Annotated in this window: 26 protein-coding genes; 13 read left to right on the forward strand and 13 right to left on the reverse strand. The window is 70.1% G+C overall.

Annotation, left to right across the window (positions count from 1 at the left end; all coding sequences use genetic code 11):
- Positions 1-115 precede the first annotated feature (115 nt).
- Positions 116-796, reverse strand: coding sequence for a DUF6585 family protein (locus tag AB0H32_RS11050; protein ID WP_361117671.1), 681 nt, complete (start codon positions 794-796; stop codon positions 116-118).
- A complete protein-coding gene (locus tag AB0H32_RS11055) occupies positions 793-1,881 on the reverse strand; it encodes a BTAD domain-containing putative transcriptional regulator (RefSeq protein WP_361117674.1) in 1,089 nt (362 codons plus the stop codon). The genes AB0H32_RS11050 and AB0H32_RS11055 overlap by 4 nt, the downstream gene beginning before the upstream one ends.
- A gap of 126 nt (positions 1,882-2,007) precedes the next feature.
- On the opposite strand from AB0H32_RS11055, the gene AB0H32_RS11060 reads away from it, so the two are divergent.
- Positions 2,008-4,530, forward strand: a complete 2,523-nt coding sequence (locus tag AB0H32_RS11060; RefSeq protein WP_361117676.1) for a helix-turn-helix domain-containing protein — start codon at positions 2,008-2,010, stop codon at positions 4,528-4,530.
- A 70-nt stretch (positions 4,531-4,600) separates the two neighbouring features.
- Positions 4,601-5,362, forward strand: a complete 762-nt coding sequence (locus AB0H32_RS11065; protein WP_361117679.1) for a PE-PPE domain-containing protein — start codon at positions 4,601-4,603, stop codon at positions 5,360-5,362.
- 100 nt (positions 5,363-5,462) lie between these two features.
- Here the strand turns inward: AB0H32_RS11065 and manD are convergent, their stop codons facing one another.
- Together manD and AB0H32_RS11075 are read right to left on the reverse strand one after the other, a co-directional pair.
- The gene (manD, locus tag AB0H32_RS11070) at positions 5,463-6,704 is read right to left on the reverse strand and encodes a D-mannonate dehydratase ManD (protein WP_361117682.1); all 1,242 of its coding nucleotides are present in this window, start codon (positions 6,702-6,704) and stop codon (positions 5,463-5,465) included.
- 125 nt (positions 6,705-6,829) lie between these two features.
- Complete coding sequence (locus tag AB0H32_RS11075) at positions 6,830-8,275, reverse strand: gluconokinase, GntK/IdnK-type (protein ID WP_361117685.1); 1,446 nt, start codon at positions 8,273-8,275, stop codon at positions 6,830-6,832.
- 336 nt (positions 8,276-8,611) lie between these two features.
- Between AB0H32_RS11075 and AB0H32_RS11080 the strand changes: the two genes are divergently transcribed.
- From AB0H32_RS11080 to AB0H32_RS11090, 3 genes are all read left to right on the forward strand, one after another.
- A complete protein-coding gene (locus AB0H32_RS11080) occupies positions 8,612-8,809 on the forward strand; it encodes a hypothetical protein (RefSeq protein WP_361117688.1) in 198 nt (65 codons plus the stop codon).
- A 556-nt stretch (positions 8,810-9,365) separates the two neighbouring features.
- On the forward strand, positions 9,366-10,025 hold the full coding sequence (locus tag AB0H32_RS11085; protein WP_361117691.1) for an NAD(P)H-dependent oxidoreductase: 660 nt from the start codon (positions 9,366-9,368) through the stop codon (positions 10,023-10,025).
- Positions 10,026-10,218: 193 nt separating this feature from the next.
- Entirely contained in the window at positions 10,219-10,824 is a 606-nt protein-coding gene (locus AB0H32_RS11090; protein WP_361117694.1) for a hypothetical protein, read from the forward strand.
- Between the two features lie 37 nt (positions 10,825-10,861).
- Here the strand turns inward: AB0H32_RS11090 and AB0H32_RS11095 are convergent, their stop codons facing one another.
- From AB0H32_RS11095 to AB0H32_RS11135, 9 genes are all read right to left on the reverse strand, one after another.
- On the reverse strand, positions 10,862-11,209 hold the full coding sequence (locus AB0H32_RS11095; protein ID WP_361117697.1) for a PadR family transcriptional regulator: 348 nt from the start codon (positions 11,207-11,209) through the stop codon (positions 10,862-10,864).
- Between the two features lie 275 nt (positions 11,210-11,484).
- Positions 11,485-11,688, reverse strand: coding sequence for a hypothetical protein (locus AB0H32_RS11100; protein WP_361117700.1), 204 nt, complete (start codon positions 11,686-11,688; stop codon positions 11,485-11,487).
- Positions 11,689-11,752: 64 nt separating this feature from the next.
- Positions 11,753-12,070, reverse strand: a complete 318-nt coding sequence (locus tag AB0H32_RS11105) for a hypothetical protein (RefSeq protein WP_361117703.1) — start codon at positions 12,068-12,070, stop codon at positions 11,753-11,755.
- 383 nt (positions 12,071-12,453) lie between these two features.
- Positions 12,454-12,855 (reverse strand): hypothetical protein, encoded by a 402-nt coding sequence (locus AB0H32_RS11110; RefSeq protein ID WP_361117706.1) that lies wholly within the window; start codon positions 12,853-12,855, stop codon positions 12,454-12,456.
- Positions 12,856-13,190: 335 nt separating this feature from the next.
- Positions 13,191-15,614, reverse strand: coding sequence for a glycosyltransferase family 39 protein (locus AB0H32_RS11115; protein WP_361117709.1), 2,424 nt, complete (start codon positions 15,612-15,614; stop codon positions 13,191-13,193).
- Positions 15,615-15,921: 307 nt separating this feature from the next.
- Positions 15,922-16,617: an NAD(P)H-binding protein gene (locus AB0H32_RS11120; RefSeq protein ID WP_361117712.1), complete on the reverse strand. Its 696-nt coding sequence runs from the start codon at positions 16,615-16,617 to the stop codon at positions 15,922-15,924.
- A 23-nt stretch (positions 16,618-16,640) separates the two neighbouring features.
- Complete coding sequence (locus tag AB0H32_RS11125) at positions 16,641-17,231, reverse strand: NAD(P)H-dependent oxidoreductase (protein WP_361117715.1); 591 nt, start codon at positions 17,229-17,231, stop codon at positions 16,641-16,643.
- Between the two features lie 174 nt (positions 17,232-17,405).
- A complete protein-coding gene (locus tag AB0H32_RS11130) occupies positions 17,406-18,329 on the reverse strand; it encodes an RNA polymerase sigma-70 factor (protein ID WP_361117717.1) in 924 nt (307 codons plus the stop codon).
- Positions 18,326-18,676, reverse strand: a complete 351-nt coding sequence (locus tag AB0H32_RS11135; protein WP_361117720.1) for a hypothetical protein — start codon at positions 18,674-18,676, stop codon at positions 18,326-18,328. The genes AB0H32_RS11130 and AB0H32_RS11135 overlap by 4 nt, the downstream gene beginning before the upstream one ends.
- A gap of 211 nt (positions 18,677-18,887) precedes the next feature.
- Between AB0H32_RS11135 and AB0H32_RS11140 the strand changes: the two genes are divergently transcribed.
- The 8 genes from AB0H32_RS11140 to AB0H32_RS11175 all read left to right on the forward strand — a co-directional run bounded on the left by AB0H32_RS11140 (position 18,888) and on the right by AB0H32_RS11175 (position 25,663).
- Positions 18,888-19,472, forward strand: coding sequence for a TerD family protein (locus AB0H32_RS11140; protein WP_361117723.1), 585 nt, complete (start codon positions 18,888-18,890; stop codon positions 19,470-19,472).
- Between the two features lie 247 nt (positions 19,473-19,719).
- Positions 19,720-20,445, forward strand: a complete 726-nt coding sequence (locus AB0H32_RS11145; protein ID WP_361117726.1) for a hypothetical protein — start codon at positions 19,720-19,722, stop codon at positions 20,443-20,445.
- Between the two features lie 197 nt (positions 20,446-20,642).
- Positions 20,643-20,804 carry a hypothetical protein gene (locus tag AB0H32_RS11150; RefSeq protein WP_361117729.1) on the forward strand — a complete coding sequence of 54 codons (162 nt, stop codon included), beginning with the start codon at positions 20,643-20,645 and terminating at the stop codon, positions 20,802-20,804.
- 98 nt (positions 20,805-20,902) lie between these two features.
- Positions 20,903-21,103 carry a hypothetical protein gene (locus AB0H32_RS11155; RefSeq protein ID WP_361117732.1) on the forward strand — a complete coding sequence of 67 codons (201 nt, stop codon included), beginning with the start codon at positions 20,903-20,905 and terminating at the stop codon, positions 21,101-21,103.
- 620 nt (positions 21,104-21,723) lie between these two features.
- Positions 21,724-22,998: a phosphatase PAP2 family protein gene (locus AB0H32_RS11160; RefSeq protein WP_361117735.1), complete on the forward strand. Its 1,275-nt coding sequence runs from the start codon at positions 21,724-21,726 to the stop codon at positions 22,996-22,998.
- 445 nt (positions 22,999-23,443) lie between these two features.
- Positions 23,444-23,965 carry a hypothetical protein gene (locus AB0H32_RS11165; RefSeq protein WP_361117738.1) on the forward strand — a complete coding sequence of 174 codons (522 nt, stop codon included), beginning with the start codon at positions 23,444-23,446 and terminating at the stop codon, positions 23,963-23,965.
- A gap of 102 nt (positions 23,966-24,067) precedes the next feature.
- Positions 24,068-24,781 carry an alpha/beta hydrolase gene (locus AB0H32_RS11170; protein WP_361117741.1) on the forward strand — a complete coding sequence of 238 codons (714 nt, stop codon included), beginning with the start codon at positions 24,068-24,070 and terminating at the stop codon, positions 24,779-24,781.
- Positions 24,782-24,946: 165 nt separating this feature from the next.
- Positions 24,947-25,663, forward strand: a complete 717-nt coding sequence (locus AB0H32_RS11175; RefSeq protein ID WP_361117743.1) for a hotdog fold domain-containing protein — start codon at positions 24,947-24,949, stop codon at positions 25,661-25,663.
- The last annotated feature ends 341 nt before the right edge of the window (positions 25,664-26,004 follow it).

The following is a 26,004-nucleotide window of genomic DNA, read 5'->3' on the forward strand; positions in this document are numbered from 1 at the left end:
TCGGATGCGGGCGGTGTTTCGGGATGTGGTCGGTGTTCCGGAGCCAAACGCTAGGAGCGGCCGATGAAATCGCCGTGAAACGGAGCGTCCTGCGTCAGTCGTGGCCCTGTGGGGCTCAGTCCGGTTCCGTGCCCTTTGGCGGGCGGTCGGCCAGGTGCTCGGCGAGCGCGTGGAAGACGGAGGGATTCGGGATACCGGAGGCCGCGGATCCCCAGACCCGCCACCGCCCGGCGACACGGACGGCGACGGCACCGTTGCGGATCTCGATCCGCTCGACCTGCGACCACCGCAGGGACGCCCGTCCGCAGCCGATCCCGCCCTCGGTGATCCAGACCGGGCCGAAGGTGAGCCGTTCCCTCCTGGCCAGCGCGGCCAGGGCCCGCGGTACCTGGGCCTCGGTGACCGCGCGACGGATCTCGGGCACCCACACCTCCGGATGACCGAAGTCGCCGCCGCGCAGCACGATCCGCTCGCCGTCGACATCGGTGAGCACACAGGCCCGGGTGATGCCCCGCGCGGACAGGACTCTGCGCCGACGCACCACGGTGGTGTCGAAGCGGATGACGTGGATGCGCCCGTCGACGGCCGCCGTCACCCCGTGCTCGTAGAAGTCCAGCCGATCCCCCGCACCCGCGCCCTTCCCGCCACCGGAACGGAGCCGTCGGCGCTTGCCCGTCACCGTGGCCGGCGCCCGGTAGGTGGCGCGCCGTCTGCCCAGCCGTGCCCGGCCGGCGGCCTCGGAGACCCTCGCCAGCAGCAGCTCCTCCGCGCGGTCCTGGGGCATCCCCCCGGTCACGCCACATCCGCCCGGCCGAGACCGGGGCCCGTGGCGCTCTCGCGCAGGATCTCCCACCGTGCCCGGCGCAGCAGTTCACCCGGCGCCACCTCCAGGTCGTCGGCGAGCCGCCGACGGGTGCGGTCGAAGACGGCCAGTGCCTCGGCGCGTCGGCCGCCGCGCTCCAACGCGCGCATCAGCAGCGCGGCGACCGGTTCGTTCAGCGGCTGTTCCCCGGCCAGGGCGGACAGTTCGGCGATGGTCTCGGCGATGCGGCCGAGCCGCAACTGCCAGACGGCCTTGCGCTGCACGAGGGAGACTCGGCGCTCGACGAGACGCAGCCGCTCCAGCTCGGCCAACGGGCCCGGCAGTCCGGCGAGCGGCTCGCCCCGGAACAGTTCCAGCGCCCGGGCACACAGCCGGACCGCCTCGGACAGCTCCCCGGCACGCTCGGCCGCCCCGGCCGCGATGACGAGTTCCTCCACACACGCCACGTCCACCTCGACCACACCACGGACCAGCCGGTAGCCGTACCGGTCGTACCGGATCACCGAGTCCGGGCACTCCCCGAGCCGCAGGTTCTTGCGCAGCCGGTAGACGTAGACCGGTACGACGTTCCCGCCCGGCGACTCCATTCCCCATACGGCGTCCAGCAGTTCCTGCCGGCTGACCGACCGGTCCGGGCTGAGCGCCAGCGCCGCCAGCACGGCCTGCTGCCGGACCGGGCCGACGTCCACGTGCCGCCCGGCCCGCCAGGCCCGCACCGGGCCCAGCACGGAGATCCGCAGCCACGGGTCGGGGGCGGGGCCGGTGCGTTGCCGGGCACTGAGCCGCGACGCCGCGCCCACCACCGGCCGGCGCGGGCCCTGGCCGGGCACGACCAGACCGCAGTCGAAGGCGTGCACGATGGCGGCGGCCCGGTCACGCAGCCCCAACTTGGCAAGGACGCGCCCCAGGTGCTTGGCCACCACGTGTTCGGGCAGCCCGAGGGTGTCGGCGATCTCGGAGTCCGCGAGGCCGCAGCCCAGTGCGTAGAGCACGTCACGTTCGTGAGCGGTGAGGGCGGCGCCGCCCGGATGTCCCTGGAGTGCGGTCGTCGAAGGCATGCCCCGACGTTTGCTCGGGTGGAGGAAACGTGGACAGGCCATTGAACCGGTCATATGTGACCGGTGGCCGCGATAGAGTCCCTCACCTGCGGAAACTCGACATCTCAAAGGGAAGGGCCGTGACTTGTGGCCAGTGAGTTCGGCGCGGTCCTGCGGCGGCTGCGAGACCGGGCGGGGCTGACCCAGGAGGAGCTGGAACGGCGTTCCGGGGTGAGTGTGAGCACCATCCGCGGCCTGGAGACCGGCAAGCGCTCCAATCCCCGACTGAGCACGGTGGAGCAACTCGCCGGCGGTCTGGCGCTGCGGCCCGAGGGACGGGAGGAGCTGCTGATCGCCGCCGGCCTGCTCGATCCGTTACGGCCCGCTCCGCCGGCGTCCGAACCGGCACCCTCCGACACCTCAGCCTCCGGGCCGGCACCCTCCGCTACCTCAGCCTCCGGACCAGAACCCTCCGACGCCTCAAGGGCCGGAGCGGCACCATCCGCTCGGTCGGCGTCCGGACCGGCACCCTCCGATCCGTCGCAGACCGACTCGGCACCGCCCGTTCCGGAGCAGTCCGAGGCCGCTGACGACCCTGTCGGCACCCCTGTCGGCGACCCCGCGGCCGAGCAACTGGCCAAGCTGGTGGCCGCCCGCTGGCAGCGCGAAGAAGAGCAACGGCAGGTCCAGGATCCGTTCCCCCTGCCGGTCCGCTGGCGGACGGCCCCCGAGGCGCTGACCGACCACTGGTCCAACATCCTCCGGCTCCCTCCGAAGGCCACGGCCGACCCCCTCGACCTGGACGGCCGGCTGGACGAGATCACCGACGTCTACCGGCGCGTCCCGTCCGGGCGCCTGGTGGTCCTGGGCAGGTCCGGCTCGGGAAAGACGATCCTGGCCCTGCGCTTCGTCCTGGACCACCTGGCGACACGCAAGCCCACGGAAGCCGTTCCGGTGATCTTCAGCATCGGCGCGTGGAACCCCACCACCATCACCCTGCGCGACTGGCTGACCGCTCAGCTGACGCGCGATCACCCCGGCTACGCCGCACGCGGGCCCGGCGGGGAGAGCCGGGCGTCCCAACTGGTCGAGTCCGGCCGCATTCTCCCCGTCCTGGACGGCTTCGACGAGATCGCCGCCGGCCTGCGCCGCCCCGCGCTTGAGGCCATCAACGCCACCACGCTCCCCCTCGTGCTCACCAGCCGCCCCGCCGAGTACGTCGCCGCGGTCGCCGAAACCGACGTACTGACCTCGGCCGCCGCGATCGAACTCAGCGACCTCACCCTCGACGACCTGGCCGACTACCTGCCTCGCACCACCCGCAAGGCCGGCCGTGGGCACCCGGCCACGAACGCCTGGGACCCCGTCCTTGCCGCGCTGCGCGAGCAGTCGCCGCACGGGCCCGCGTCCCCACTCGCCACGGTCCTGGCCACGCCGCTGATGGTCGCACTCGCCCGCACCATCTACAGCGACACCCCCGAGCACGACCCGGCCTCGCTCCTGGACACGGAACGGTTCACCAGTCCCGAGGAGTTGGAGGACCATCTCCTGGACAACTTCATCCCCACCGTCTACCGCCGCCGGCTCCCGCAGCCCCAGGGCACCGCACCGAATCCCGGCATCCCCCCAGAGCGTGCCCGCCGCTGGCTCGGTCACCTCGCCCACCACCTCAGCCGTCTGGAAACCCCCGACCTGGCCTGGTGGCGACTGGGCAGCAGTCTGCGTCGCTCCACCCGCACCCTGGTGACCGTCCTCGTGACGGGACTGGCGATCGGTCTCGTCGACTGTGCCGTCAGCATCGCCTTCACCGGGCTACTGGCGGGCTCGATCCTGGACGCGACGGTCGTCGGACTCCTGGCGGGAGTCATGTTCGGGCTCGCGCACTGGCTCACGTTCACGGTCAAGGGCCTGCCCGTGACGCCGTCGGTGGTACGTCTGCGCATCCGCGGCAGGCCGGGGTCGCTCCAGTGGAGCGCCGGCCCCCGACTGGTGATCGGCACCCTGGGCGGGACGTTCTTCGGCTTCGGCTACGGCTGCGTGGTCGGCTTGGTCAGGGCGTACGCCTGGCACGCCGGACTGTCGACGGCCCTGCACATCGCGCTCGTCGACGGGCTCATCTTCGGTCTGGTCTTCGGCGGCGGCGCCGGGCTCACCTTCTGTCTCCTCGGCCTGCTCGAAACCCCCCTCGACATCAGCTCCGCGGTCAACCCGCGCAGCCTGCTGAACACCAACCGGCGTACCGTAACCACCCAACTGCTCGTCTGGGCACCCCTCTTCGGGACGGTCGTCGGGGTCGGTGCCGGAGCGGCGGTCGACCTCCTGCAGGGGCTCCTGGGCCCGCTCGTCTGGGACAGCACTTCCGGACTCGTCCTCGGTGTCATCAGCGGCCTCGGCGGCGCCCTCGGCTACACCCTCACCCTGACCGCCTGGGGTCAGTGGGCCGTACTCACCCGGATCTGGCTGCCGTTGACCGGGCGCCTGCCCTGGGCCGTCATGGCCTTCCTGGAGGACGCCTACCGGCGTGGCGTGCTGCGCCAGGCCGGCGCGGTCTACCAGTTCCGCCACGCCCGCCTGCAGCATCACCTCGCCGGTATCCACCGGACCCGGATTTCACGGCGATTTCATCGCTTCTCCCTAGCGTCGGGGGCGCGCGTCGGGCCAAAGGCGTGAGCCGGCTCCGCCGACGGCCGACGCCGTCTTGTCCGTCACACCGACCCAACAGGAGTCCGGGGGAACACCCATGCCGATCAGCAACAGGCTCACGCGCTGCGCCAAGGCCGTCGCCCTGGCAGCGGCGATCACGGCCGCCACGGCCGTCGCACCCGTCGTCGCCCAGGCCGACCCCGTCCACCACTACTACATCGAGCTCGGCGGCACCGGTTCCAACGCGGACGCGCCGACCTGTACCGCCACGTACTACTACGCGAACCAGCACCTGGACGGCGGCATCGCCGTTCCGGTCTGCTACCCCGCCAGCGCCGGGCCCTGGCTCAACGGCCACAACGTGCCCGACCTGACCGCGCCGAACTACGACACCAGCGTCGGCCAGGGTTACCAGAACCTGCTGGCCGCCGCCGAGGACACGTACCACAAGGACCCGGGCGCACGCTTCACGATCGTCGGCTACTCCCAGGGGGCGCAGGCCGCGGACCAGTTGCTCGAAACGATCGCCGGCGGCGGAACCGACATCCCGAAGGAGCAGGTCGAGGGCAAGCTGTACGCCGACCCGAAGCAGCCCGACACCGGTGTGTGGGCCAAGGTCCCCAAGGGCCTGGGCGCCCTCGGCTTCACCTCCGCCGGAGCCGGCCCGAAGGAGTTCTCCGGCATCCCCGTCGCGCGCTACTGCATCCACAAGGACATGGCGTGCGACGCCACGACCCCCGTGTCCGCCTACAACTTCTTCCTCACCGACACGCACCGTCGCTACGCGCAGGACGGTAACGTGATGACCCAGACCATCGCCCGCGACGGCGAGAACGGCGTCTTCTGGTACGACTCCTGACCTATCGGCATGAGCACGCCCAGGCCAGAGGGGCTCTGACCTGGGCTTTACCGAGGCGCGGTGGTACCGGCGTTCACACCGCGCGGCATCGTTCGCGTCCTCACCAGTCGTGCACGGTTCCGTCCTGCAGCCTGCTGATCGGCAAGTACGCCTGCTGGTAGGGGTAGTGACGTGCCGCCTCGACGTCGAGGTCGACACCCAGACCCGGTGTGTCGGACGGATGCAGCAGTCCCTCCTCGAAGCGGTAGGAGGTCCGGAACACCTCCAGGGTCCGTTCGGAGTGCCGCATGTACTCCTGGATGCCGAAGTTGTGCACGGCCAGGTCCAGATGGAGGGCGGCGGCCATGCCCACCGGGGAGATGTCGGTGGGGCCGTGCATTCCGGACCTGACGCCGTAGACGGCCGCGAGGTCGAGCAGCTTCTTCATCGCGGTGACGCCGCCGGTGTGGGTCACGGCGGAGCGCACGTAGTCGATCAGCCGCTCGCTGAGCAACGTGGTGTAGTCGTACACGGAGTTGAAGACCTCGCCGATCGCCAGCGGTGTCGTCGTGTGCTGCCGGATCAGGCGCAGGGCCGCCTGGTCCTCCGCGGGGGTGGCGTCCTCCAGCCAGAAAAGGTCGTACGGTTCCAGTTCCTTGCCCAGCCGGGCGGCCTGGATCGGTGTCATCCGGTGGTGTCCGTCGTGCAGCAGCGGCAGCTCGGGGCCGAACTCCGCCCGAACGGCCTCGAAGACACCGGGCAGGTGCCGCAGGTACGCGCGCGTGTCCCAGGTCTCCACGGTGGGCCGGGGAAGCTCGCCCGCGGTGCGGCGTGCGGGCTCGTAGTCGTAGCGGTCTCCGCCGCCGGCGCTCGACGTGGCCACGCCGTACACCGAGCCGAAGCCGGGGATCCCGGTCTGGATGCGGATGGCACGGTAGCCCTGCTCCTGGTGCGCGCGTATGGAGTCGAGCAGTTCGGGCACATCGCGGCCCGAGGCGTGGCCGTAGGCGAGGGCTCCGGTGCGGGACGCGCCTCCGAGGAGCTGGTAGAGGGGCATGCCTGCGCACTTGGCCTTGATGTCCCACAGCGCCGTGTCCACGGCCGCGACGGCCGCCATGGTCACGGGGCCGCGCCGCCAGTACGCCCCTCGGTAGAGGTGCTGCCAGGTGTCCTCGATGCGGGAGGCGTCGCTCCCGATGAGCAAGGGGACGACATGACTGTCCAGGTAGGAATGGACGGCCAGCTCACGGCCGTTGAGCGTGGCGTCGCCGAGGCCGACGACACCGTCCTCGGTGGTGATGCGCAGGGTGACGAAGTTCCGTCCCGGGCTGGTGACGATCACCTCGGCGGACACGATCTGCATGGTGGATCCCCCCTCTTTCCAGCGGTTCGGTCTGTTCGGTCGGCTCGCTCGGTTCGGTCGGTTCGGTCGTTCCTCTCGGTGAGCGCTGCCGTCACGTACGACGGCGGCGCCTGGATGAAGCCGGATCAGCGGCCCGACGTGCGCCGGGCCAACCGGGTCTGGACCTCGGCGACGATGCGTTCGACCGGCAGGGTCGCGTCGATGGTCATCCCGGCCTCGTCGCCCTCGAGCGGTTCCAGGTCCTCGAACTGCGAGGACACCAGGGAGGCGGGCATGAAGTGCGACTTCCTGCTCTCCACGCGGGAGGTCGCCTCGTCCCGGCCGATCCTCAGGTGCACGAAGAAGGCGTCGGGCCGGGCCACCCGCAGCAATTCGCGGTAGATGCGTCTGAGCGCGGAGCAGCTGATCACCAGCCCCTCCTCCGTGCCCGCCACCCGCATACGGTCGGCGATGGCTCCCAGCCACGGACTACGGGCGCGGTCGTCGAGAGGGGTGCGGTTCTCCATCGACTCCACGTTGCCCCGGGGATGGAAGCGGTCCCCCTCCTCGAACGGCGCCCTGAGCGACTCCGCCAGATACCGGCCCACGGTGCTCTTGCCGCATCCGCTGACCCCCATGACGACGACGGGTGCGCGCCGTGCGTGGAACAGGCCGGCCATGGCCTCCTGGAAGCCTGCTCGATGAGCGGGCGGCAGGCCGTTGGTGTTGAAATGGTCCAGGCCCGCCCGGAGCCGGTCGCCTACGCCGGGATCGTGCAGTCGTCCGCTTCGGATCTCGGCGAGGAGAGCCTCCGCGAAGGCCTCCGCGGCCGTGGCCAGGCCCTGGTCGATGGCGTAGGCCAGCCCCATGTGCAGCCACATGGCGATCGGTTCCGGCCGGGTGGGATATTCCTGGACGGTGTCGGCGCAGACGACGGCCGGCGTCGGTGTGACCATCGCCTCCTGGTGAGCGCCGGCCCAGCTCCTGTCGATGCGGTGGTTCAGCGCCATGACGACCGGATGGGAGAGACGCACGAACAACTCGTTGCGCGAGCCGGCGAGAAGGGTCCGGTGGAAGGCCGCGTCCACGTCCCTGAAGCGCTGCCGGATCGCCATGCCCTGCCGTGGGAGTGCGAAGTCCGGGTCCTCGCTCAGCTCGAGCAGGGTGCGGGCGCGGCTGGTGAGGTCATGGCAGATCTCGGCGGACCGGCTCAGGGCGGTCAGCCTGGCCGCGCGGGGCTCGATCACCTCCCGCAACTCGGTCAATGACCGCATCTGGCTGTCGGGAGCCACCTCCAGACGCCACTCGATCACGTCGGGGTCCAGCAGGTCCCACCGTTCCAGCGGCTGAACGGTGGCCCCGACGCGCGGCTGCAGATTCACCAGGCCTTTCTGGTGCAGGGTCTGCAGAGCCTCTCGGGCCATGGGCCGGGTGATCCCGAACTCATGCGTGAGGGCGTCCACAGTGAGGTGATGGTCGCGGGGCTTGCCGCCTTCCACGATCTGGCAGCCCAGTCGCTCCACCACCCTCGCGGTGGAACCCCGTAACGCGTCCTCGGAACCTTCGGTCAGGTCGACTTCGGGACCAGTCATGGCAGGGATGCTAAATCACAGCAGCATATTGGTCAGCCATCAGAACGTCGCCGAATGGAGCGAGGAATACCTCTGGGGCGCACGCCGGAGCATTCCGTTGGCCATGACCGCCCCTGCGCGCACCCTGAGACGGTCGATGACGCACCACATGCCGCACCAGATGCCTTTCCAGAGGTAGATCAGATGAGTACCGTGGTCACCCATTCGAAATGTTTCGATAATGCCGAGAACCGGCCAGGACCAGCGGATATGTGCCGCCTCCGGGCCGGAATCGACGCGCGGCCGCTGACGCAGGGCTGCCTTCTCCCCGTTCTGACGCAGCCGCAGGAGAGCCGTATGCCCGAACCGACCTCGCCCACGCCGCCGCCGGAGCGGTTGTCACTGCGCTGGGCGCTCATCCTCTTAGCCGCGGTCGTGGCGGGACTGCTGGCCGGCCTGCTGACGTACGCCCAGTCCCGCAACTGGCCTGCATCGCTCCTGACGGCACTCGGAGCGAGCGGCGCAGCCCTGGTGAGTCTTCCTCTGCTGCTCTGAAGCACGGGCGAAGGGGGCCCGGTGACCGGGGCGTCTCCTCTCCACGGGGCTCGCCGACAGGCCGACAGCCGCCCGCCTCGTGTTCGCCCGGCGCACCACCGAGAACCACGTCGAACGGGCCCTCACCGAACCCGGGTTCTCCGCCCGGTCCCAATGGGCGTTCCGGGCATGCACGAGGCGATGATGCACGCGCTCCTCCAGAGCTCGCTCGCCGGGCGCGCACCGGGTGGTGGAGGAACCCGCCGGCCCGGCCCGGACCGCAGACAGCTCCGGCGTGACGCTGTGGTCGCGGCGTCGTTGAACGTGCGACCCCATGATCCCGGGCCCCGGGGATGACATGGCTGATCCCCGGGGCGCGTGGCGTACCGCCCCGATCGGGACGGATCTGACCACGCGACGGCTCCGGCGTCGTTCACGGCCCGCACTCCCCTCTCGTGGGCGGTGCCGTCCTGGACGACGTGGACGCGGACCGGTCTCACGGCGGCCCCCTCGGAACCACACGGAACGGTGAGGCGCCCCGCTGAGGGCGCCTGGCCCCCGACGGAAGGACAAACCCATGCCCACGGACACGCCTCCCGGCCCGTTGCGCGTCCTGGTCTTCGGCGCGGCGCTGCGCGCCGACTCGGCCAACGCCCGCCTCGCCTCCCTGGTGGCCCGGCTCATCTCCGACACCGGTGCCAGCGTCGATCTCGCCGCCATGCGCGACTTCGACATGCCCTTGTACGACGGCGACACGGAGACCACCGAAGGGCTGCCCCAGGGCGCCCTCGCCCTGCGCGACCGGCTTGAGGAGAGCGACGCCTTCGTCATCTCCTCACCGGAGTACAACGCCTCCGTGCCCGGTGTGCTGAAGAACGCGATCGACTGGGTCTCCCGCGTCCGCCCTCAACCGTTCAAGACCAAACACGCGATGCTCGTCTCCGCCTCACCGTCCCTGGTCGGCGGCAACCGCGGGCTGTGGGCCCTGCGGATTCCCCTGGAGCACCTGGGCACCCGCGTCTACCCGGACATGTTCAGCGTGGCCAACAGCTACCAGGCCTTCGCCGAAGACGGAACGCTGGCCGACCCGGGGCTGCAGCAACGCCTCGCCGACACCGTGTCGGCCTTCCTCAGTCTGGTCGAGGCGGACGTGCGCTACGTCTGCCTGGAACGCCGCTGGTACGAGTTCCTCGGAGACCGCACCGAGGCAGCCATCACCCAACGATCCGAGGAATAGGACCAGCACGCCTGAAGCCGACGGGGTCGCCGGCCCGGGTGCAGCATGCGCTGCCACCCGAAGGCGGCCCGTGGCACCCCTCCGCACCCGCCACGCGTCCGTTTCACTCCGTGGAGTGGAGCCCCGCACCCACAAGGGATGTTTCGCACCCGTTCAGCGCTCGACTCCCTGTGGCCGCCCCAACGATGGGCGCATGTCACTTCCCAGCCTGCGCTTCGTGGCCCGCCGCATCGTTCCCGTCGTGCTGGTCGCCCAAGCCGTACTCGTACCTGCCCAACCCGTGTTCGCGGTGCAGACGGCGCACGCCTGCCGAGCGCCCGTCGGCTGCGGCTCGGTCAGTGTGGGTCCTGTCTCCCAGGAACCCCCGGACCACGGCCCGTGCGCCAGCCCGGAACCCGTCGTGTGCCAGATCCGCAGCGAGACGCCACGAGAGCGCGAAGTCGCCCGCGAACAGCGGGTGAGCTACCACCAGCTGCTGGAGGAGACGGAGCACAAGGCATGCGACATGCGCGCCGAAGGCCGCTCCGAGGAGGAGATCGCCCGCACCCTGGTCCAGATGCGCAACGACGCCAAGGAGATCGTCCGTGCCGGTATGACACGGGAGCAGGTCGCGGAGCTGGAGGCCCGCAACCGCAAGAAGTACGGCAACCCACTCGGCCCGACAGCGGACCAGCTGTACCTCAAGTACGGCTCCTGGGAGAAGGTCAGCGAGGCCGCCACGCGCTCGAACGAGGCCGTGGACCACGAACTCGGCCTGGAGTTCCACCACTGTGCCTGCGATGTCCTCTCCACGGCATGAGCAGCACCGGCCGACGGACACCCGGCCCGCCGTCACCTCATGACGCTCCCCCGTCCGCGGCCGGGTGGGCGGCCGCCCATCCCGGCAGAGACTGCTTGCGGGAACGGTAGGCACGGGCCAAGGCCTCACGTGCCTGTTCGGCGCCGTCCCGAGTGATCCGGTAGAAACGGCGGCGCGGTCGCCCGGCCTCCTCGTGCACGGCTGGGTCCTCCCAGGCGCTGTCCACCCAGCCGGCCTGTTCCAGTCGAGCGAGGATCGGATAGATCGTGCCCGATGGCAGCCCCGTCAGTTCGCACAGCTCCAGGCCGTAGCGCTGCTGGTCGGGATCCTCCAGTAGAGCCCGCAGTACCAGCTGAGTCTGCAGGGTCATACGCAGCATCGCCATGCTCGTACTCTACATAGCCCATATACATTCTGTATAGAAGACGTTCCGGCCTGCGAGCCTGCTCCCTCGGCGGTACGTTCGCTCAAGTCACCAAGTGGCACCGGCACTTGACCTGGCATCGGCATCAGTCGGCCCCGGTGGGAGCACAGAAACTCACGCGGGAGGAGGTCGAGTGCGGCTGCGCTGCAACTGCCTGACACCTCCTCCGGTGGTCCGGCACGGTCCGGGCATACAGAGACAGGACCGCTACGACAGAGACCCGGCAAGCAGACCGGCTACAGCTCCTCTCCCAACCGCGCCCGGGTGTGAGTGTCCAGGCTGTCATGGGGGCCGATGCGGGAGAGTTCGGCGCCGTTGCGCCCCAGGGCCACGATGACGGGTCGGCCTGCGAGGCTGGTGCGGGAGGACGTCCAAACAGCGATGAGCTTGCCCCGCTCGGGATTCTCGATCCGGCGGGCACCGATGAGAACGTGACCCACATCCCGCCCGGGGCGCACCTTGACGCAACTGATCCATGGGGCCGTGGTGATGGAGTGCGGAAGGTCAAAGCTGCGCGTGAGGCTCAGGACGCCGCGCGCCGCCGCCAACGTCGAGCACGTCGCCGTCGACGTCGACAGGATCGTCTCCGGGACCGCTGCCGCCCCCCACGTACCGCCACTGCTCTCCGTACCACTCCAGGAGGGCAAGATGTTCACACATCCGCGGTGACTTCGGACGCCACTCGATCCAGATCGCCCCGACACCGGAAGCAGTGTCGACATCGGCCGACACGACGGTCAGCACGCGCCGTGGCAGCCACCGGGGCTGCGGCTCGTCTCCCGCCAGCACCCGCCGCACCACGCCCTGCAGAAAGGTCTCCACCCTGGGTCCAGTCCGCACAGCCTCTCCCCCATGCCTGCATGCGCCTGCGGTACCCGGCGCGCCAGGGCATCAAGCCCCAGGCCGCCGAGGCTACGCCTCACAACCTCCGACCAAAGGATCATTACGGGACAAGGCTTGACCGCGGCAGCCCACGTCGTCCGCCGCATGCTCTCCGCCGTCCTTCGCACCCGTGCGGGTGGTGCCGAGCGTGCGCATCGAACTGCCCGGACTGAAGGGGCGTGGTGTCCGGCCGGGCAGGCTGACGCGGAGAGCCCCGACCAGACGTCCGAGATCAGCCAGGCCTGGGCCAGTGCTTCTCCAAGGGCCTGGGCCAGGCCTCGAAGACGACTGTGTCCGCCGCTGCCGGAAACCGGCGGGTGCGCTCACGGCAGGTCGTCGCGCCCCAGCCACGCAGGCTTCACCGGCACCCCGTCCGCGTACCGCTTCACCTGCTGCTCGGGCTCACCAGGTGGAGCAGCGGGCCTGGTCGACGTCTTCACCACGGGTTCCGGGTCGGAGTCCTCCAGCAGCTCCGCCACCGTGAACCGGGTGACGTACGACTGCCACGCCCCGTCGACGACGAGCAGGAACCCGTCGCCCTGCCGCAGGAGCCGACGGCGCTTGGGGCTTCTGGGGTGCTCGGGCGAGTAGCTCCGGGCCCGCCGTTCCAGTTCCGCGAGCGCCTGCTCGCGAGGTCCGGCGAGGTGCGCCAGCACGTGTGCCTCCATGTGCTTGCGCTCTCCGACCCCCACGGTCGTCTCGATGACCAGCCCCCATGTCGTCATGCTCTTGGTCCCTTCCCCCTCGTGTGGCTCCCTACGGTAGGAGGTACATCGAGAACGCCGCGCCCCTCTACCGCGCTGGTGAAGCGTCGGTGGAGCAGGTCACCGCCATCCGGTCCGCCTCACCGGGCGGCTCCGGCGTCTGACGATCTGTCACGGCGTCAGGAGTGGTTGGGCCAAGGGGTTCGTTCCGGAGTCGGTCGACGCCGGTGCGCCGCGTGGGTGCGGTGAGGGGCTGCCCCACCGCGTCGGACACGTCGGCGGCCCCGTCCGAGGCCCCGTCTGCGGGAGGCTCGGGCAGGGGCCGTCCGGACGGTCGCCGGAGTCGCGCGGTCGGGTCAGTGGCCGGGGGCGCAGCGGTAGAGCGTCTGTGCGGTGGCCCCTCCCCCGGCAGCGCCGGTGAAGTCCGTGCCGGTGGGGGTGGCGCCGGAGGAGTCCGCACCGCCGTATGCGGAGGCGGGGACCCGGGTGCAGGTGGACTGCACCCAGTTGGTGATCTGCGTGCTGCTGGTCGTCCCACCGCCGAACCGTGAACTCATACCGCGGCCGCCGCCCAGCAGCACGTACTGGAGCTTGCCGGAGTCGACCAGCTGCCGGAACCGGGTCCCGGTCGGGAAGGGCACCTTGCCGCTGAACCCACCGAGGGGTAGGACGTGAGCCCCTGCGCCGAGGATGTAGGGGGATGCGCCGTTCCAACTGGTGGTGGCGAAGACGTAGGCGGCCGAACCCTGACGCGCGGTGGTGTAGTCGAGCAGCTTCCGTTGGCTCGCGGTGAGTCTGCCGTTCTCGCCGAAGCCGCCGAAGCCGCCCATGCCTCCGTGGCTCGCGCCGATGCTCCGCGCCGTGCCGGCACCCCATGGCATCCGGCCGATCCGCGCGCCCGCCGAAGTCACCGCGCGGTGGCTGCGGTTCGTGCCGGACGGGCCGACCGCGCCCATGCCGGAGCTGCCGTACGAAGGGTTGAAGATCTGGACCGCCCATGCGCTCGGCGCAATCAGTACGGCCGCCAGGCACGCGGCCAGTCCCGCGAGAGCCAGCCGTCCGCCGGTGGCGGCGCGGCCGGGACGGGCCACAACCAGCAGGACGACGGCGGTGAGACCGAGCACGCCCACCGCGGGCGCCAGCCACGGCAGGAACGACGGGAACTCCCCGGCGAGGTACGCGCTCCACGCCGCCGTCGCCGCCACCGCGGCCGGCAGCACCCAGGCGCGGCGGCCGCCGGCCCGGTAGGCGCGCCACATCAGCGCGACGCCACCGCCGGTGAGCGCGGCGAGCGGAACCGCTATCACACCCATGTAGTACGTGTGGCCGCCGACGCTGCCCGCGCTGAAGACCATGAAGTAGGTGGTCAGCCAGGTGCCCCACAGCACGAACCCGGAACGGACCCGGTCGGTGCGCGGCTTGCGCCGGCGCCACAGCAGACCGCAGACGAGGGCGACGGCGGCGATCGGGTACAGCCAACCGGTCTGCGAGGCGAGCGAGGGGCCGAACATCTTGGACCAGCCGTCCTGGCCTCCGCCCAGGCCGCCACCGCCGCCGGCCTGCCGCATGCCGCTCACCCGGGATCCGGCGGGCCGGCCGGCAGCCTGGCCCTGGGGAGCCCGCTGGGCCTGACTGCCCCGAGCACCGGGCGCGCCGGTGTACCGGTGATGGGTGCCGCGAACGGCTCCGGTGCGGTTCTCCCGGCCAGTCCCCTGCAGGGCACCGCCGTAGCGGCCGCCGCCGTCCCCGGCGGCACCGTATCGGGAGGCACCGTATCGGGAGGCACCTGACTTCCCGTTCTGGCTGTACTGCCCTGCCGGGCCGCCCTGTCCGGACCCGCCGACACCCACGGCCCTGTTCGGTCCGCCATGGCCGCCCCCGCCGCCCTGGGTCGCGCTCACGCTGCCCGTGGAGGCGGCGCTGATGCCGAGCGAGGAGAAGCGGTTCAGGAAGTTGTAGCCGACCACCATGCTGAACGCGGAGTTGTTGGTGGTGCCGTCCACATACGGGCGGTCCTTGGCCGGGGTGAGCGTGACGGCGAGCATCCAGGACGCCGACACGGCGGTCATGACCAGTGCCGACAAGCCCAGATGCGCGAGCCTCCTCCGCAGCGCGATCGGTGCCGTCATCAGGTGGACCAGAGCCAGCGCGGGAAGCACTGCCCACGCCTCCAGCATCTTCGCCTGGAAGCCGATCCCGACCCACACACCGGCGAGCATCAGCGGGCGCAGTCGGCCGTCCCGGGCCGCGCGTTGTGTGGCCTCGGCCGCAAGCAGTACGCACAGCGTGAAGGCGGGGTCCTCCACCGCTGTCCGGAAGAGCCCCACGGCGACCGGGGTCAACAGGAACGCCGTACTGGCGATCAGCGCCGCGTTGACTCCGGCCCAGCGGCACACCAGACGGTGCAGGACCAGCAAGCTCGCCACTCCCTCGACGACCTGAGGCAGAGTCAGCGCCCACGGGTGGAATCCAAAGACGCGAGCAGAGAGTGCTTGCGGCCACAGGAATCCCGGCAATTTGTCGAGCGTGATGGAATTTCCCGGGTCGAAAGAGCCGTAGAAGAAGGCCTTCCAGCTCTCCGTCATGCTGCGAGCGGCGTTCGCGTAGAACACGTGGTATTGGCTGTGCTCGATCCCCCAGGTGTAGAGCACGGCCGCCAGTACGGTGATGACCAGCAGCACCGGGCGCGCGTACACGGGTTGGCCCACCGGCGATCTCCAGGGCGCGCGACGAGCGACGCCGGTGGAGCGGGGGGACAGGTCGAGGACAGTCGTAGCCATGCACAGCAGTCTTCGACATCGCGAGAGCCCGCCACACCAAAGAGGCCCGTTTCAAGGAAATCCTTGTGAGACTCAGGGCAATCCTTTGACCGGCCTGGGCGGGATTTCAAACTGCGCAGTGCAGTTCATTACCTGCCCCATAAATCCACCGGACACAGTAATTGCACAGTGGGGGCATAGTTTATGTGCTGCGAATGGAGGGGGCGGCCAGGTCGGGCCACGGGACGCACGTCGCGTCTCGGGCGCTGTCGGGCGGCCGGCTGCGGCTCCCGACCGGGGTGCCTCGGGGTGATGCGGACGCGCCGGCTCAGCTCTTGGCGAGAGCCTCGCGGCGGATCCACTGGAGCAGGGTGGGGTTGTCTTCGGTGGTGATGACGCTGACAGCGGTGCGGAGGTGACGGTCGTCATCCAGCAGGGCGAGCATGCTCGCGGCGAGGTCCGCACGGGCGGTGAACCTGCCGTCCGCGTGGCCCTCGGCAACGGTGTAGTCGGTGGCCGACGGCAGGTGGTACAGCCCGCTCGGGCGCACGATCGTCCAGTCCAGATCGCTGGCTCGCACCAGCTCCTCCATCCGCCGCATGTCGTCGTAGAGCGTCTTGCCCAGTACGTTCGTCACGTAGGGCAGCAGCACTCGGTTGAACAGGAAACCGCCGTCGGAGTACGGGTGCGGGTCGACCCCGCTCGAGCTGACCACGGCGAGCCGACGCACCCGATGGCGTTGCATCGCCGCGACCATGTTGGCCGTTCCGCATGAATAGGTGCTGATCGGTTCCTTGCCGGCGGGCACTCCGAGCGTCGACAACACCGCATCCCGCCCCGCCACGGCGGCGTCGACGGCCACCGGATCGAGTACGTCGGCACCGACCACCTCGAGCCGGTCATGCTGCAGCGGGAACGAAGCGGGCTGCCGGGTGACCGCGGCGACCTGGTGTCCGGCGGCGAGTGCCTGGCTCGTGAGCAGGCGGCCGGTGGGGCCGTTGGCCCCGAAGACTGTGATACGCATGATGACTGTTCCCTTCGTGGCCTCTACGCCTTCTGGTGGTCGGTCCGGGGAACGGTGCGCAGCGGGCCGAGTGCCCGCGCCCAGGCCAGCAGCTCGTCGACGAGCCCGTGCACCACCGCCGTGTGCAGCTCCCGTGGCCGGAAGTCGGTGAAGTTCACGAAGTCCTCGTGCAGCGACAGCGCCACCTGCGGCCCGATGTCGGCCATCCGCAGGACGCCCGCCTGTGCGCGAAGCTTCTGCACCGCCATGACCGCGCCGTAGATGCCGTAACCGACGTAGGCGACCGGCTTGCCGCCCCACTCCTGGTGGAGGTAGTCGATGGCGTTCGTCAGGGAGGCGGGCGGGGCGGTGTTGTACTCGGGAGTCACCATGATGTAGGCGTCATAGGTCCCGATCCGCTCGGCCCAGCGCCGGGTGTGCGGCTGCCGGCCCGGCGCCCTGGCGGCCGGGACGGCTTCGTCGAGCAGCGGCAGCGCGTACTCGGTCAGGTCCACGAGTTCAAAGTCCGCGGCGCCGCCCGCGTGTTCGGCCGCCAGGTCCCGTATCCATTGCGCCACGCGGTCGCCGTTGCGGCCGGGGCGGGTGCTGCCGATGATGATGCCGATCCTGCTCATGTCCAACTCTCTTGTCCTGGTTGTTGTGTGTAGGGCGTGCCACGGCACTGCGGGCCCCTGAGGCCTTGGCCGTGAACGGGTCCTCGACGCTGCCGGCCCTGCTCTCGGCGGGTTTCCCCGGGTACGCCCGCCGCGTCCGGCACGACAGGGCCGCAGCACAGCCGGTTCTTCGGGTCAGTCCGCGTACCGGCGAGCCTGCTGCGCTTCACGCACGACCGCCCAGGCGTCCGCGACGGGTCCCACGTGCCCGAGCTTGTCGGGGTTGCTCACCGTGCGGATCGTCTGGATCTGCCCGTCGAGGATGTCGAGCGTCCAGGTGTTGACGACCTTGCCCTCGCGGTCGCGGAGGATCGCCCCCGGCTGGCCGTTCACCGGGTGCGGTTCCACGACGCCGCCGATCCGGTAGAACGGGGGGAACAGGGCGACGAGCATCTGGGACACATGGTCGACGCCGAAGAAACCCTTGGCCCACCGCGGGGCCTTGCCGCCGCTGTCCGCGACCATCTGCACGTCGGCGGCCAGCAGCTCCCGCAGGCCGTCGAGATCTCCTTCATGCAAGGCGTCGAAGAAGCGTTCGGCGAGTTGCTCGCGCTCGCGTCGGTCGGCCTCGAACCGGGGCCTCCCCGCTTCCATGTGACGGCGCGCCCGCACCACCAGCTGACGGCACGCCGCCTCCGAGCGGCCCACCACCGACGCGATCTCCGGGTAGCCGAAGGCGAACACCTCCCGCAGCACGAACACCGCACGCTCCAGGGGGCTGAGCCGCTCCAGCAGCAGGAGCGCCGCCGTCGACACCGAGTCGGCCAGCTCCGCCGAGCGCTCCGGGTCCTGGTAGGGGTCGGTCAGCAGCGGCTCCGGGAACCACGGCCCTACGTATTCCTCGCGCCGGACGCGGGCCGAGCGCAGCACGTTGATGGAGACGCGGGTGACCACGGTGGACAGGAACGCCTTCGCCGAGGCGGGAGCGGTCGGGGATGCCTCGTAGCGCAGCCAGGTCTCCTGCACGGCGTCCTCGGCCTCGCTCACGCTGCCCAGGATCCGGTAGGCGATCGAGAACAGCAGCGGCCGCAGCTCCTGGAACTCTTCGACCCGCGTCACGCCGGCACCTCCCCGACCAGCGGGTACTGCCGCTTGCGCATCGGCTCGACCGGACCGTCGATGGTGACCGGATCATCGATGGTGACCGGCTGCTTGATGCCGCGCCTGTCGGCATGCGCCCCAAGGATCGCGGTCATCTGGTGCACCGTCACCTCCGGCCGGGCCTCGGCCGCCACCGTCTCGCCGCCCGGCGCATCGTCCGGCCTGTCCATCACCATGCCGTCGGGGCCGAGCTGCGCCGGCCTGCCCGGTTCGACCGCGCTCGTGGTCGTGGCCGTCACCTGGCGGTCACGGACCAGGAGCCGCGGCTCCACCCGCCACCGCGGCACCCCGGTCCTGTCTGCCACGAACTCCCGCATGACCATCCCCTAACCGACGTGAGCATCTGCCTTCGCCACCCGAGACAAGACAGCACGGTCTCCTGTGACACGGGCGGGAAGAAAATGTCGTCGTACGGGGCAGGGCATTGCGGCAGACGGTGCCCCGTTGGACGGAGCGGCGGAGGCTCCCGGCACACTCTCCGTATCGCAGACCCTTCACCAAGAGGATGAACCACGAATGATCACGCTCACCAAGGAAGACGGCCCAGCGGATCTGGACGGAGTGACCCACCTGTCGATCGGCGTGTCCTGGGACCCCACCGGGGGCTCCAGCGGCGGGATCATGGGCACGCTCCGCCGCAAGGCAGGCACCGACCTGGACCTCATCGCCATCGCCATGCAGGGTTCGGATCCGGTGCGTCTGGCGGGCCTGGACTCCCTGGACCCCATGGGGAACGGCTCGCTGGTGCACAGCGGGGACAATCAGACCGGCCGCGGCGACGGTGACGACGAGACGGTGACCGTTGAGTTCGCGCGCATCCCGCCCAACATCACCTCGATAGTGTTCGTCGCTGCCGCCTTCAAGAAGGGCAGCTCCTTCCAGAAGGCGCGCAACATCAGCTTCAAGGTGTACGACGCGACCGGCGGAAGCTCCCAGCAGGTCGCCGACATCTGGCCCAGCCTGCTCACCCAGGACAACGGCTGCGCCGTGGCCAAGGCCATGCGCGTGAACGGGACATGGAAGCTCGAAGTGATCAACGTGACCGGGAAGATCAAGCAGGGCGACGAGCACGCCCTGATGCGTTTCGCCATCAGTAAGTAGTGCGTCTGCGCTGTCCGTCCCCCGTGGCCGAGGGGCCCGCGGGACGGACGGGCAGGGCGGCCTGCTCGTGATGCGCGCAAGGGCACTTCGACCGTGGAGTCACGCACGGCGTGTGAGAGAGGCCAGCCGGAACGGTCCCGCCCACCGACCCTTCTACCGACCCTTCTACCGACCCGTCCACCCACCAGGACACCGCACGGTTTCCCGCCCGACCGGCAACGCGGAGGCCCGTCCTAGGATCATCAGCATGGCGAAGCGCGCGGTACACCGACGGGCCCGGAAGATCCTGGGCGAGGAGCCCGTGGCCATGGTCTGGTGCGAGATCCACAGGCCCATCCCCACACCGCCCAGGGACGTGCACCGCGCGGCAGGCCGGGGGCGGCTGAAGCCGGGTCACCACTGGCTGCTGTACGTCGGGGCCGTAGCCTTCTTCTTCGTTGTCATCCCGATGATGCTGATCAGCAAGCTGGACACTCGACTCGAACGGCTGCTCCGTTCGCGACGGAGCAGCGGACCGCAGGCCGGACAGCAGCAGGCTCCACCCGGCGCCCGACGTGCCGCCTCCACCTCCGCCTCCCCATCCTCCGCTTCCGCCTCCGCTCGCGGCCGTTCCCGCAATCGGAGGCAAGACCCGACCAACGGCGTCTTCGACGGCGACTGGACCCTGACCGCGGGCCGGCTCCTGCTGAGCTGGTACGGGCACTCACCCAATCCCAAGCGCCTGGTCGTTCTGGGCCACGGCCGCGTCTGTATCGCCACATCCCCTCGCCGTCGGCTGTCGCCCACCAAGGCCGACGACTTCGGGATCGTCGCCGAGTTCTCCCTCGATCAGGTCCGCGTCGAAGGTGAGGCGGGTCAGCCGCGTGGATTCGCCACGTTCAGGCTCTGCTTCACCGACGGCTCCTGGCTGGAGGTGGGGCGGCTGGCCGAACCCGAGGACGCCGACCACTTCCTCCGCGCGGTCGGCAGCTGATCCACCGTCATGGCACTCCACCCCGATGGCGTCGGGGCCGTCAGGGCGTCAGGGCCGTCGGGGACGGTCAGGGGCCCGGTGCGGGTGCCTGCACCAGGTTCACCGCTGCCTCGCTGAAGGCGCGAACACGGGCCGTCGCACCGTCGGCGCGCACGCGGATCGCGATCGACGGCGACACCGCCCGGCTCACTGCCCTGGTGGAAGCCCAGCACCTGTTCATCTCCGACCCCGCAGCACATGCGTTGCTGAAGAACCCCTACGACGTCCACCTGGTCCGCGACGGCGACCGCTGTGTCATCCGTCACCTTCGCATCGACAACACCTGGTACACGGGCGAACCCGCCGCGATCTTTGGCTGACAGCCGCCCGGCGGAACCGCACGAGAGCCCCTCTCCTCTGACCTCATGGCCCTCACACCCCCCATCCCCCATCCACTCATTCCCAGGAAGGGCACGACATGAAGTTCGCAGTGATCGGCGGAACCGGACGGATCGGCTCCAAGATCGTGGAGGCCTTCACGGCGTCCGGGTACGAAGCGGTGGCGCACGCACGCTCCACGGGCATGGACCTCCTCACGGGCGGGGGCCTCGCCCGGGCCCTGGCCGACGCCGATGCCGTCATCGACGCCACACAGTCCCCACCGCCGACTCGGACGTAGCGGCAGCGGCGCCCAGGGTCAGGCGGTTCGGCTGCGCGGAGCAGGGGCTGATCCCGCGGTGTCGGCGATGCCTGGCGGTGCGCCGGCAGGGGGCACGTCGTTGATGTTCCAGTGGTGGATGCCGTGGCTGCGGTGGCCGCCGTGCGGGTGGTGGCCCGAATGCGCTGATAAACGCAGCGTGGTGGCGGTTGAATGACGGGGATGAGTGACTACCGGACGCCTGCCCCTCATGCGGTTGAGCAGGAGGATGCGAAGACCTTGGCACGGCTGCCGACGGGGGCGATCCCCATGGGGTCTTCGGCGACATGGCGATGCCGACCCATGCGGTCGACACCGAGGGCGACGGCGCCTTGCGGAGCGCCCCTCGCACCACCTGTGACCAGGGAAACCCACTTGCACCACCCCGCTAACATGTTCGAACCCATGACGATCGCCCTCACTGCCTTCCTTCACCGGAAAACCATGCCGTCCAGCACAACAAATGACCCATATAGCCAATATCTAGCAAATCGGCCGAACAATTGATATCGATAGTTTCGCGGGTTTTTTCGCGACTGAACTGCAGAATTACGTTCACCTCGTGGCGTCAGCCACGGGCGATCCTGTGGACCACGGCGGCTGTGGCATCCCTCGGGTTCCTCGTCACGCTTGAGATCGCCGCACGCCACTACGGCCTGCCGGGGCCGATCTCCAATCAGGCACGAGAGCTGATATTCCCGCCCAAATCGGGCCCCCTGCTGTACGCGAGCATGGCGCTGATGATGGTGGTGCTCACCTGGCGGCAACGGCTCATCGCGATCGGTGTCGCGATCGGCATCGACGTCGCCTTCCTTCTGGTGCGGTGGGCGGTCGACGCCAGGACGACCGAGGGCCACCCCTTCGGAAACGGTGCGTTGTGGGTGGTTCTGGGATACGCGGTCATCGCCTTCACACGCCGCGTCGGCCGGGAACGCCTCCTGCTACTGAAGGGCGTCGGGCTGGCCCTGCTGCTGGTGGCAGGTCGCAAAACCGGCGATGCCTGGCTGCTCATCACGTCGAAGACACGCCCGGCCGTGCTCGACCAGTACGTGGCAACCGCCGATCACGCGCTGGGCGACCCGTCGTGGCTGGCGGGCCGGATCGTCAGGGCCAGTGGCCCGATCGGCGCCCACGTTCTCGACTTCGTCTACATTCAGCTTGCGGTGGCCGCTGTCGTCGTCACGCTGTACCAGCTGCGTCATGTGGCGGTCGAGCGCCGCTTCCCGCGCCACCATCTGGTGCGCACCTTTCTGGCGATCGGCCTCGTCGGGCCGGCCATCTACATGATCTTCCCGGTGGTCGGACCGATCTTCGCCTACGGTCCCGGCGCCTTCGGCACGGGCGGCGGTCACTGGGCGGTGGCCAACCTGTGGCCGGACACGCCGCCGGTCAATGCGCCGCACCCGATGGCGTTCGACCGGCTCACCCCCCGCAACTGCATGCCCAGCCTGCACACGGCGTGGGCCACCGCAATCTTCATTCACTCCCGTAAGGGCCCACGGATTCTGCAATTCGGAGGCGCGTTCTGGCTGGTTGCCACGCTCGGAGCGACGCTGGGCTTCGGCTATCACTACGGCGCGGACATCATTGCCGGTGTGGTGTTCACGCTCACGATCGAGGCGGCTCTGCGCACGCTCGAACGTGGCTGGGACCGGTCGGGAATCAGGCTGGTCGCATACGGTTCAGCGGTCTTCGCCGCGCTCCTGGTGTCCTATCGCTATCTGCCGACGGTGATGGCCGCACATCCCTGGATATTCGGTCCACTTCTCATTCTGGCGATGCTCTCGGTGATCTACGGCTACGTACGGACCACAAATCTGTGGGAACCGAAGGCGGCACCGGCACAGCGACCGGAACCGCAACCCGAACTGGTTTGAGTCACGTTGCGTCAGGGTGCGGGCCGAGCGCTTCCTCGGCCGGCCACTCGTGCGGTGGCGTTGACGGCTCCTCGGGCGATGTGACGCGCCGGAGGGCTCGACTCAGACTTCATAGCGAGCACCATGGCGCACACGTGCGGTGGGCCGTATGACAGCCCGCCTGTCACGGGGAGCAGTAGGCGTACGGCCAACGGCTTTGTTCATCGCCAAGCGGTCGCGACCGATCGGGCATCGTAGCCAAATGTTCTCGACCGATCAGGCATCGTAGGCGGGCGGCCGGTGCCGTCGCCGCGGTCACCCGCCTGTGCCGCTGTACGGCTCGGGACTCGTCGGCCAGCTGCGGATCACTTGCCGCAGCGGCCTCGGGGCCCCGGCCGCCGCACAGTGACGGGTGCCCTCGCTATGGTTCGGGTCCCACAATGCCCCAATCCAAGGAGATCAGCAGGTGTCCGATCTGGACTTCTACGCGCACGTCGCCACGCGCTGCGACGTCCTCGGGATCGGAATCGGATCCGGTCCCGGCGCCTGGGAAGCCGCGGTCGGGCCGGGCTACCTCGACGTTCCCTCCAAGGGGCTGCTGCGCCGGGACTACGGGCTGGTGGAACTCTCCTTCGCGGATGCCGATGGGCCCATGTCCTGTTTCGGGATCAGTGTGCAGGTCCACCGGATGGTCCACGGACCTTGCGTGCCGTTGTCCCTGGAACGCGAGTACGGAGAATTCGCGTCCCGTGTCCGGTTCGAGGGGGTGCGGTCCGCGATCCTTTCGCTGGGGTGCACGGTCGAGCCCGAGGACCTGTCGGGAGACGTCCACCGCTATCGCGTGCCCGGGTCCGGCGCCCGCCTCTTCGTCATCGACGCTCCCGACCCTTACGGGGACGGCGATCACGGTGCCGACGATCCGGAGGTCCACCAAGCGGGAGACGTATGGGCGTTGAGCGTGTCCCCGGCCTGGTGGGGGCGGCGCTAGGACGGGGCATTCTGCTGTCGGCCAAGACTGTCGCGCCTCCCGTGGCAGGGGCGCGAGGATCGTCACATGCGGCCGATCTTCGTTCTGGTACACAGTCCGTCCGTGGGTCCCTCGACCTGGCACCCTGTGGCCGAACAGCTGAACGCGCAGGGGTACCAGGTGCGGGTGCCGTCGCTGCTGAACGTGGGCGCGGGTGCTCCGCCGTTCTGGCCCCGTGCTGTGGACGCCGTACGCGACGATCTGCGGCAGGTCCCGGCCGACAGCCCCGTCGCGTTGGTGGCGCACAGCAACGCGGGCTTGTTTCTCCCGGCGATTCGCTCAGGGCTCGACCATCCCGTGACCAGCTCGATCTTCGTCGATGCCGCACTGCCGGCCCGGATCGGACCGACCCCTGTCGCCACACCCGAGTTGCTTGAGTTCATCCGGCCGATGGCGGTGAACGGCCGGCTGCCGCGCTGGACCGACTGGTGGGACGAGGCGGACGTCGCCCCCATGTTCACCGATCCGACCGTGCGGCAGGCAGTCGTCGAGGAGCAGCCCACCCTGCCGCTGTCCTACTACGAGCAGCACATCCCGGTCCCCGACGGCTGGGACGACCATCCCTGTTCGTACTTGCTGTTCGGCCCTCCGTACGACGACTTCGGCGCCGACGCGCGTGAACGCGGCTGGCGTGTGGCACACCTGCCCGGCGAGCACCTCCACCAGATCGTCGATCCCACCGGCACAGCCCGGCTCCTCGTCGGCCTCGCCGGCCTTCTGTCGCCGGGCGGGCCCATGGAACGTGGGTCGACGTCCGTGTCAGACGGAACAGCGTGAGTCTGTGGCCTTGGCGGGTCTGGTGCGAGAGAGTGCGGGCACCGCCACTGCGTTCGACGGTCGCCTCACCCGCCCCCGAGGGGAACCCGTCGAACCGGCCCGCCCCTCCGGCCCCGACCCGCCCCTCCGCCCGCCGGGATCGTGGAGTGTGGTGAAGTGGGCGCCATGACCGACATCGAGACGATCACGGTGCCCGGCCATCTGCGGGGTTACCCCGGGGTTGCGTTCGGCGGATACGTGGCGGGGGTGCTTGCCGGGCGGGCGGCAGCCAAGACCGTACGGGTGGACTTCCGACGGCCGACGCCTGTGGAGGTACCGGTGGGGCTCACGGAGACCGCCGACGGCGGCGCCGTGCTCACCGGTGCGGACGGGGTGCTCGCGGTGGCAACGCCCGGCGAGCTGGACCTGGAAGTCCCCGAACCGCCCTCCTGGGACGAGGCGTCGGCGGCGGCCGAGGCGTACCGCGCGGCTCCTCCGGCGGGGACCGTGGACTGCTTCGGGTGCGGACTTGGCCGCACGCCCGACACCGGGCTGCGCCAGCACTGCGGAGTCGTGCCGGGGCGGGATCTGGTGGCCGCCGCGTGGACGGCCGGGCCCGCGCTCGCCGACTCGGAGGGGATGCTCCCGGCGGAGCTGGTGTGGGGGGCGCTCGACTGCCCCGGGAACGCGGCGGGCCGGCTGCGAGGGAGCCTGCGGGAGGGGGCGGTGACGGCCTCGATCACGGCTCGGCTGTTCCGGCCCGTGCCGGTGTCCTCACCACTGGTGTCGTATGCGTGGGTCCTCTCGGAGGAAGGGCGCAAGCACCGGATGGGTGTTGCCCTGGCCACGGCGGGTGGCGACCTTTGCGCGCTCGCCTCGGCCCTGTGGGTGGACCCTCGATGACACGCTCGGCGCCGGCGGGCCGAAGTGCCCGCCGGGCATGAGGCTCTGCCGTCCACGCACGGGGTCCGGCTGAGCCGGCCGAACCCCGTGGACGCCGCGGATGTCGCGACCGACCCGCGTCGTCGGCCGAGTGACCTGAGGCGTTTCTGCCCTCTCACGGATGCGGCCGACGAAGCCGTGCTCAAGCACGTGTGCGCCTGAGCGCGGATCCACCGCGTGACAGTCGCCCGCCGGGGGGGGGGGGCGCGCGCAAGGTGTGGGGGGGGCGCCCCCCCCCCCCCCCCGGTACCCGCCCCCGGGGGGGGGGGGGGCCGGCGCGGGGGGGGTTGACCCCAGCCCCC

Source organism: Streptomyces sp. NPDC020362, from assembly GCF_040642095.1.
GTDB lineage: Bacteria > Actinomycetota > Actinomycetes > Streptomycetales > Streptomycetaceae > Streptomyces.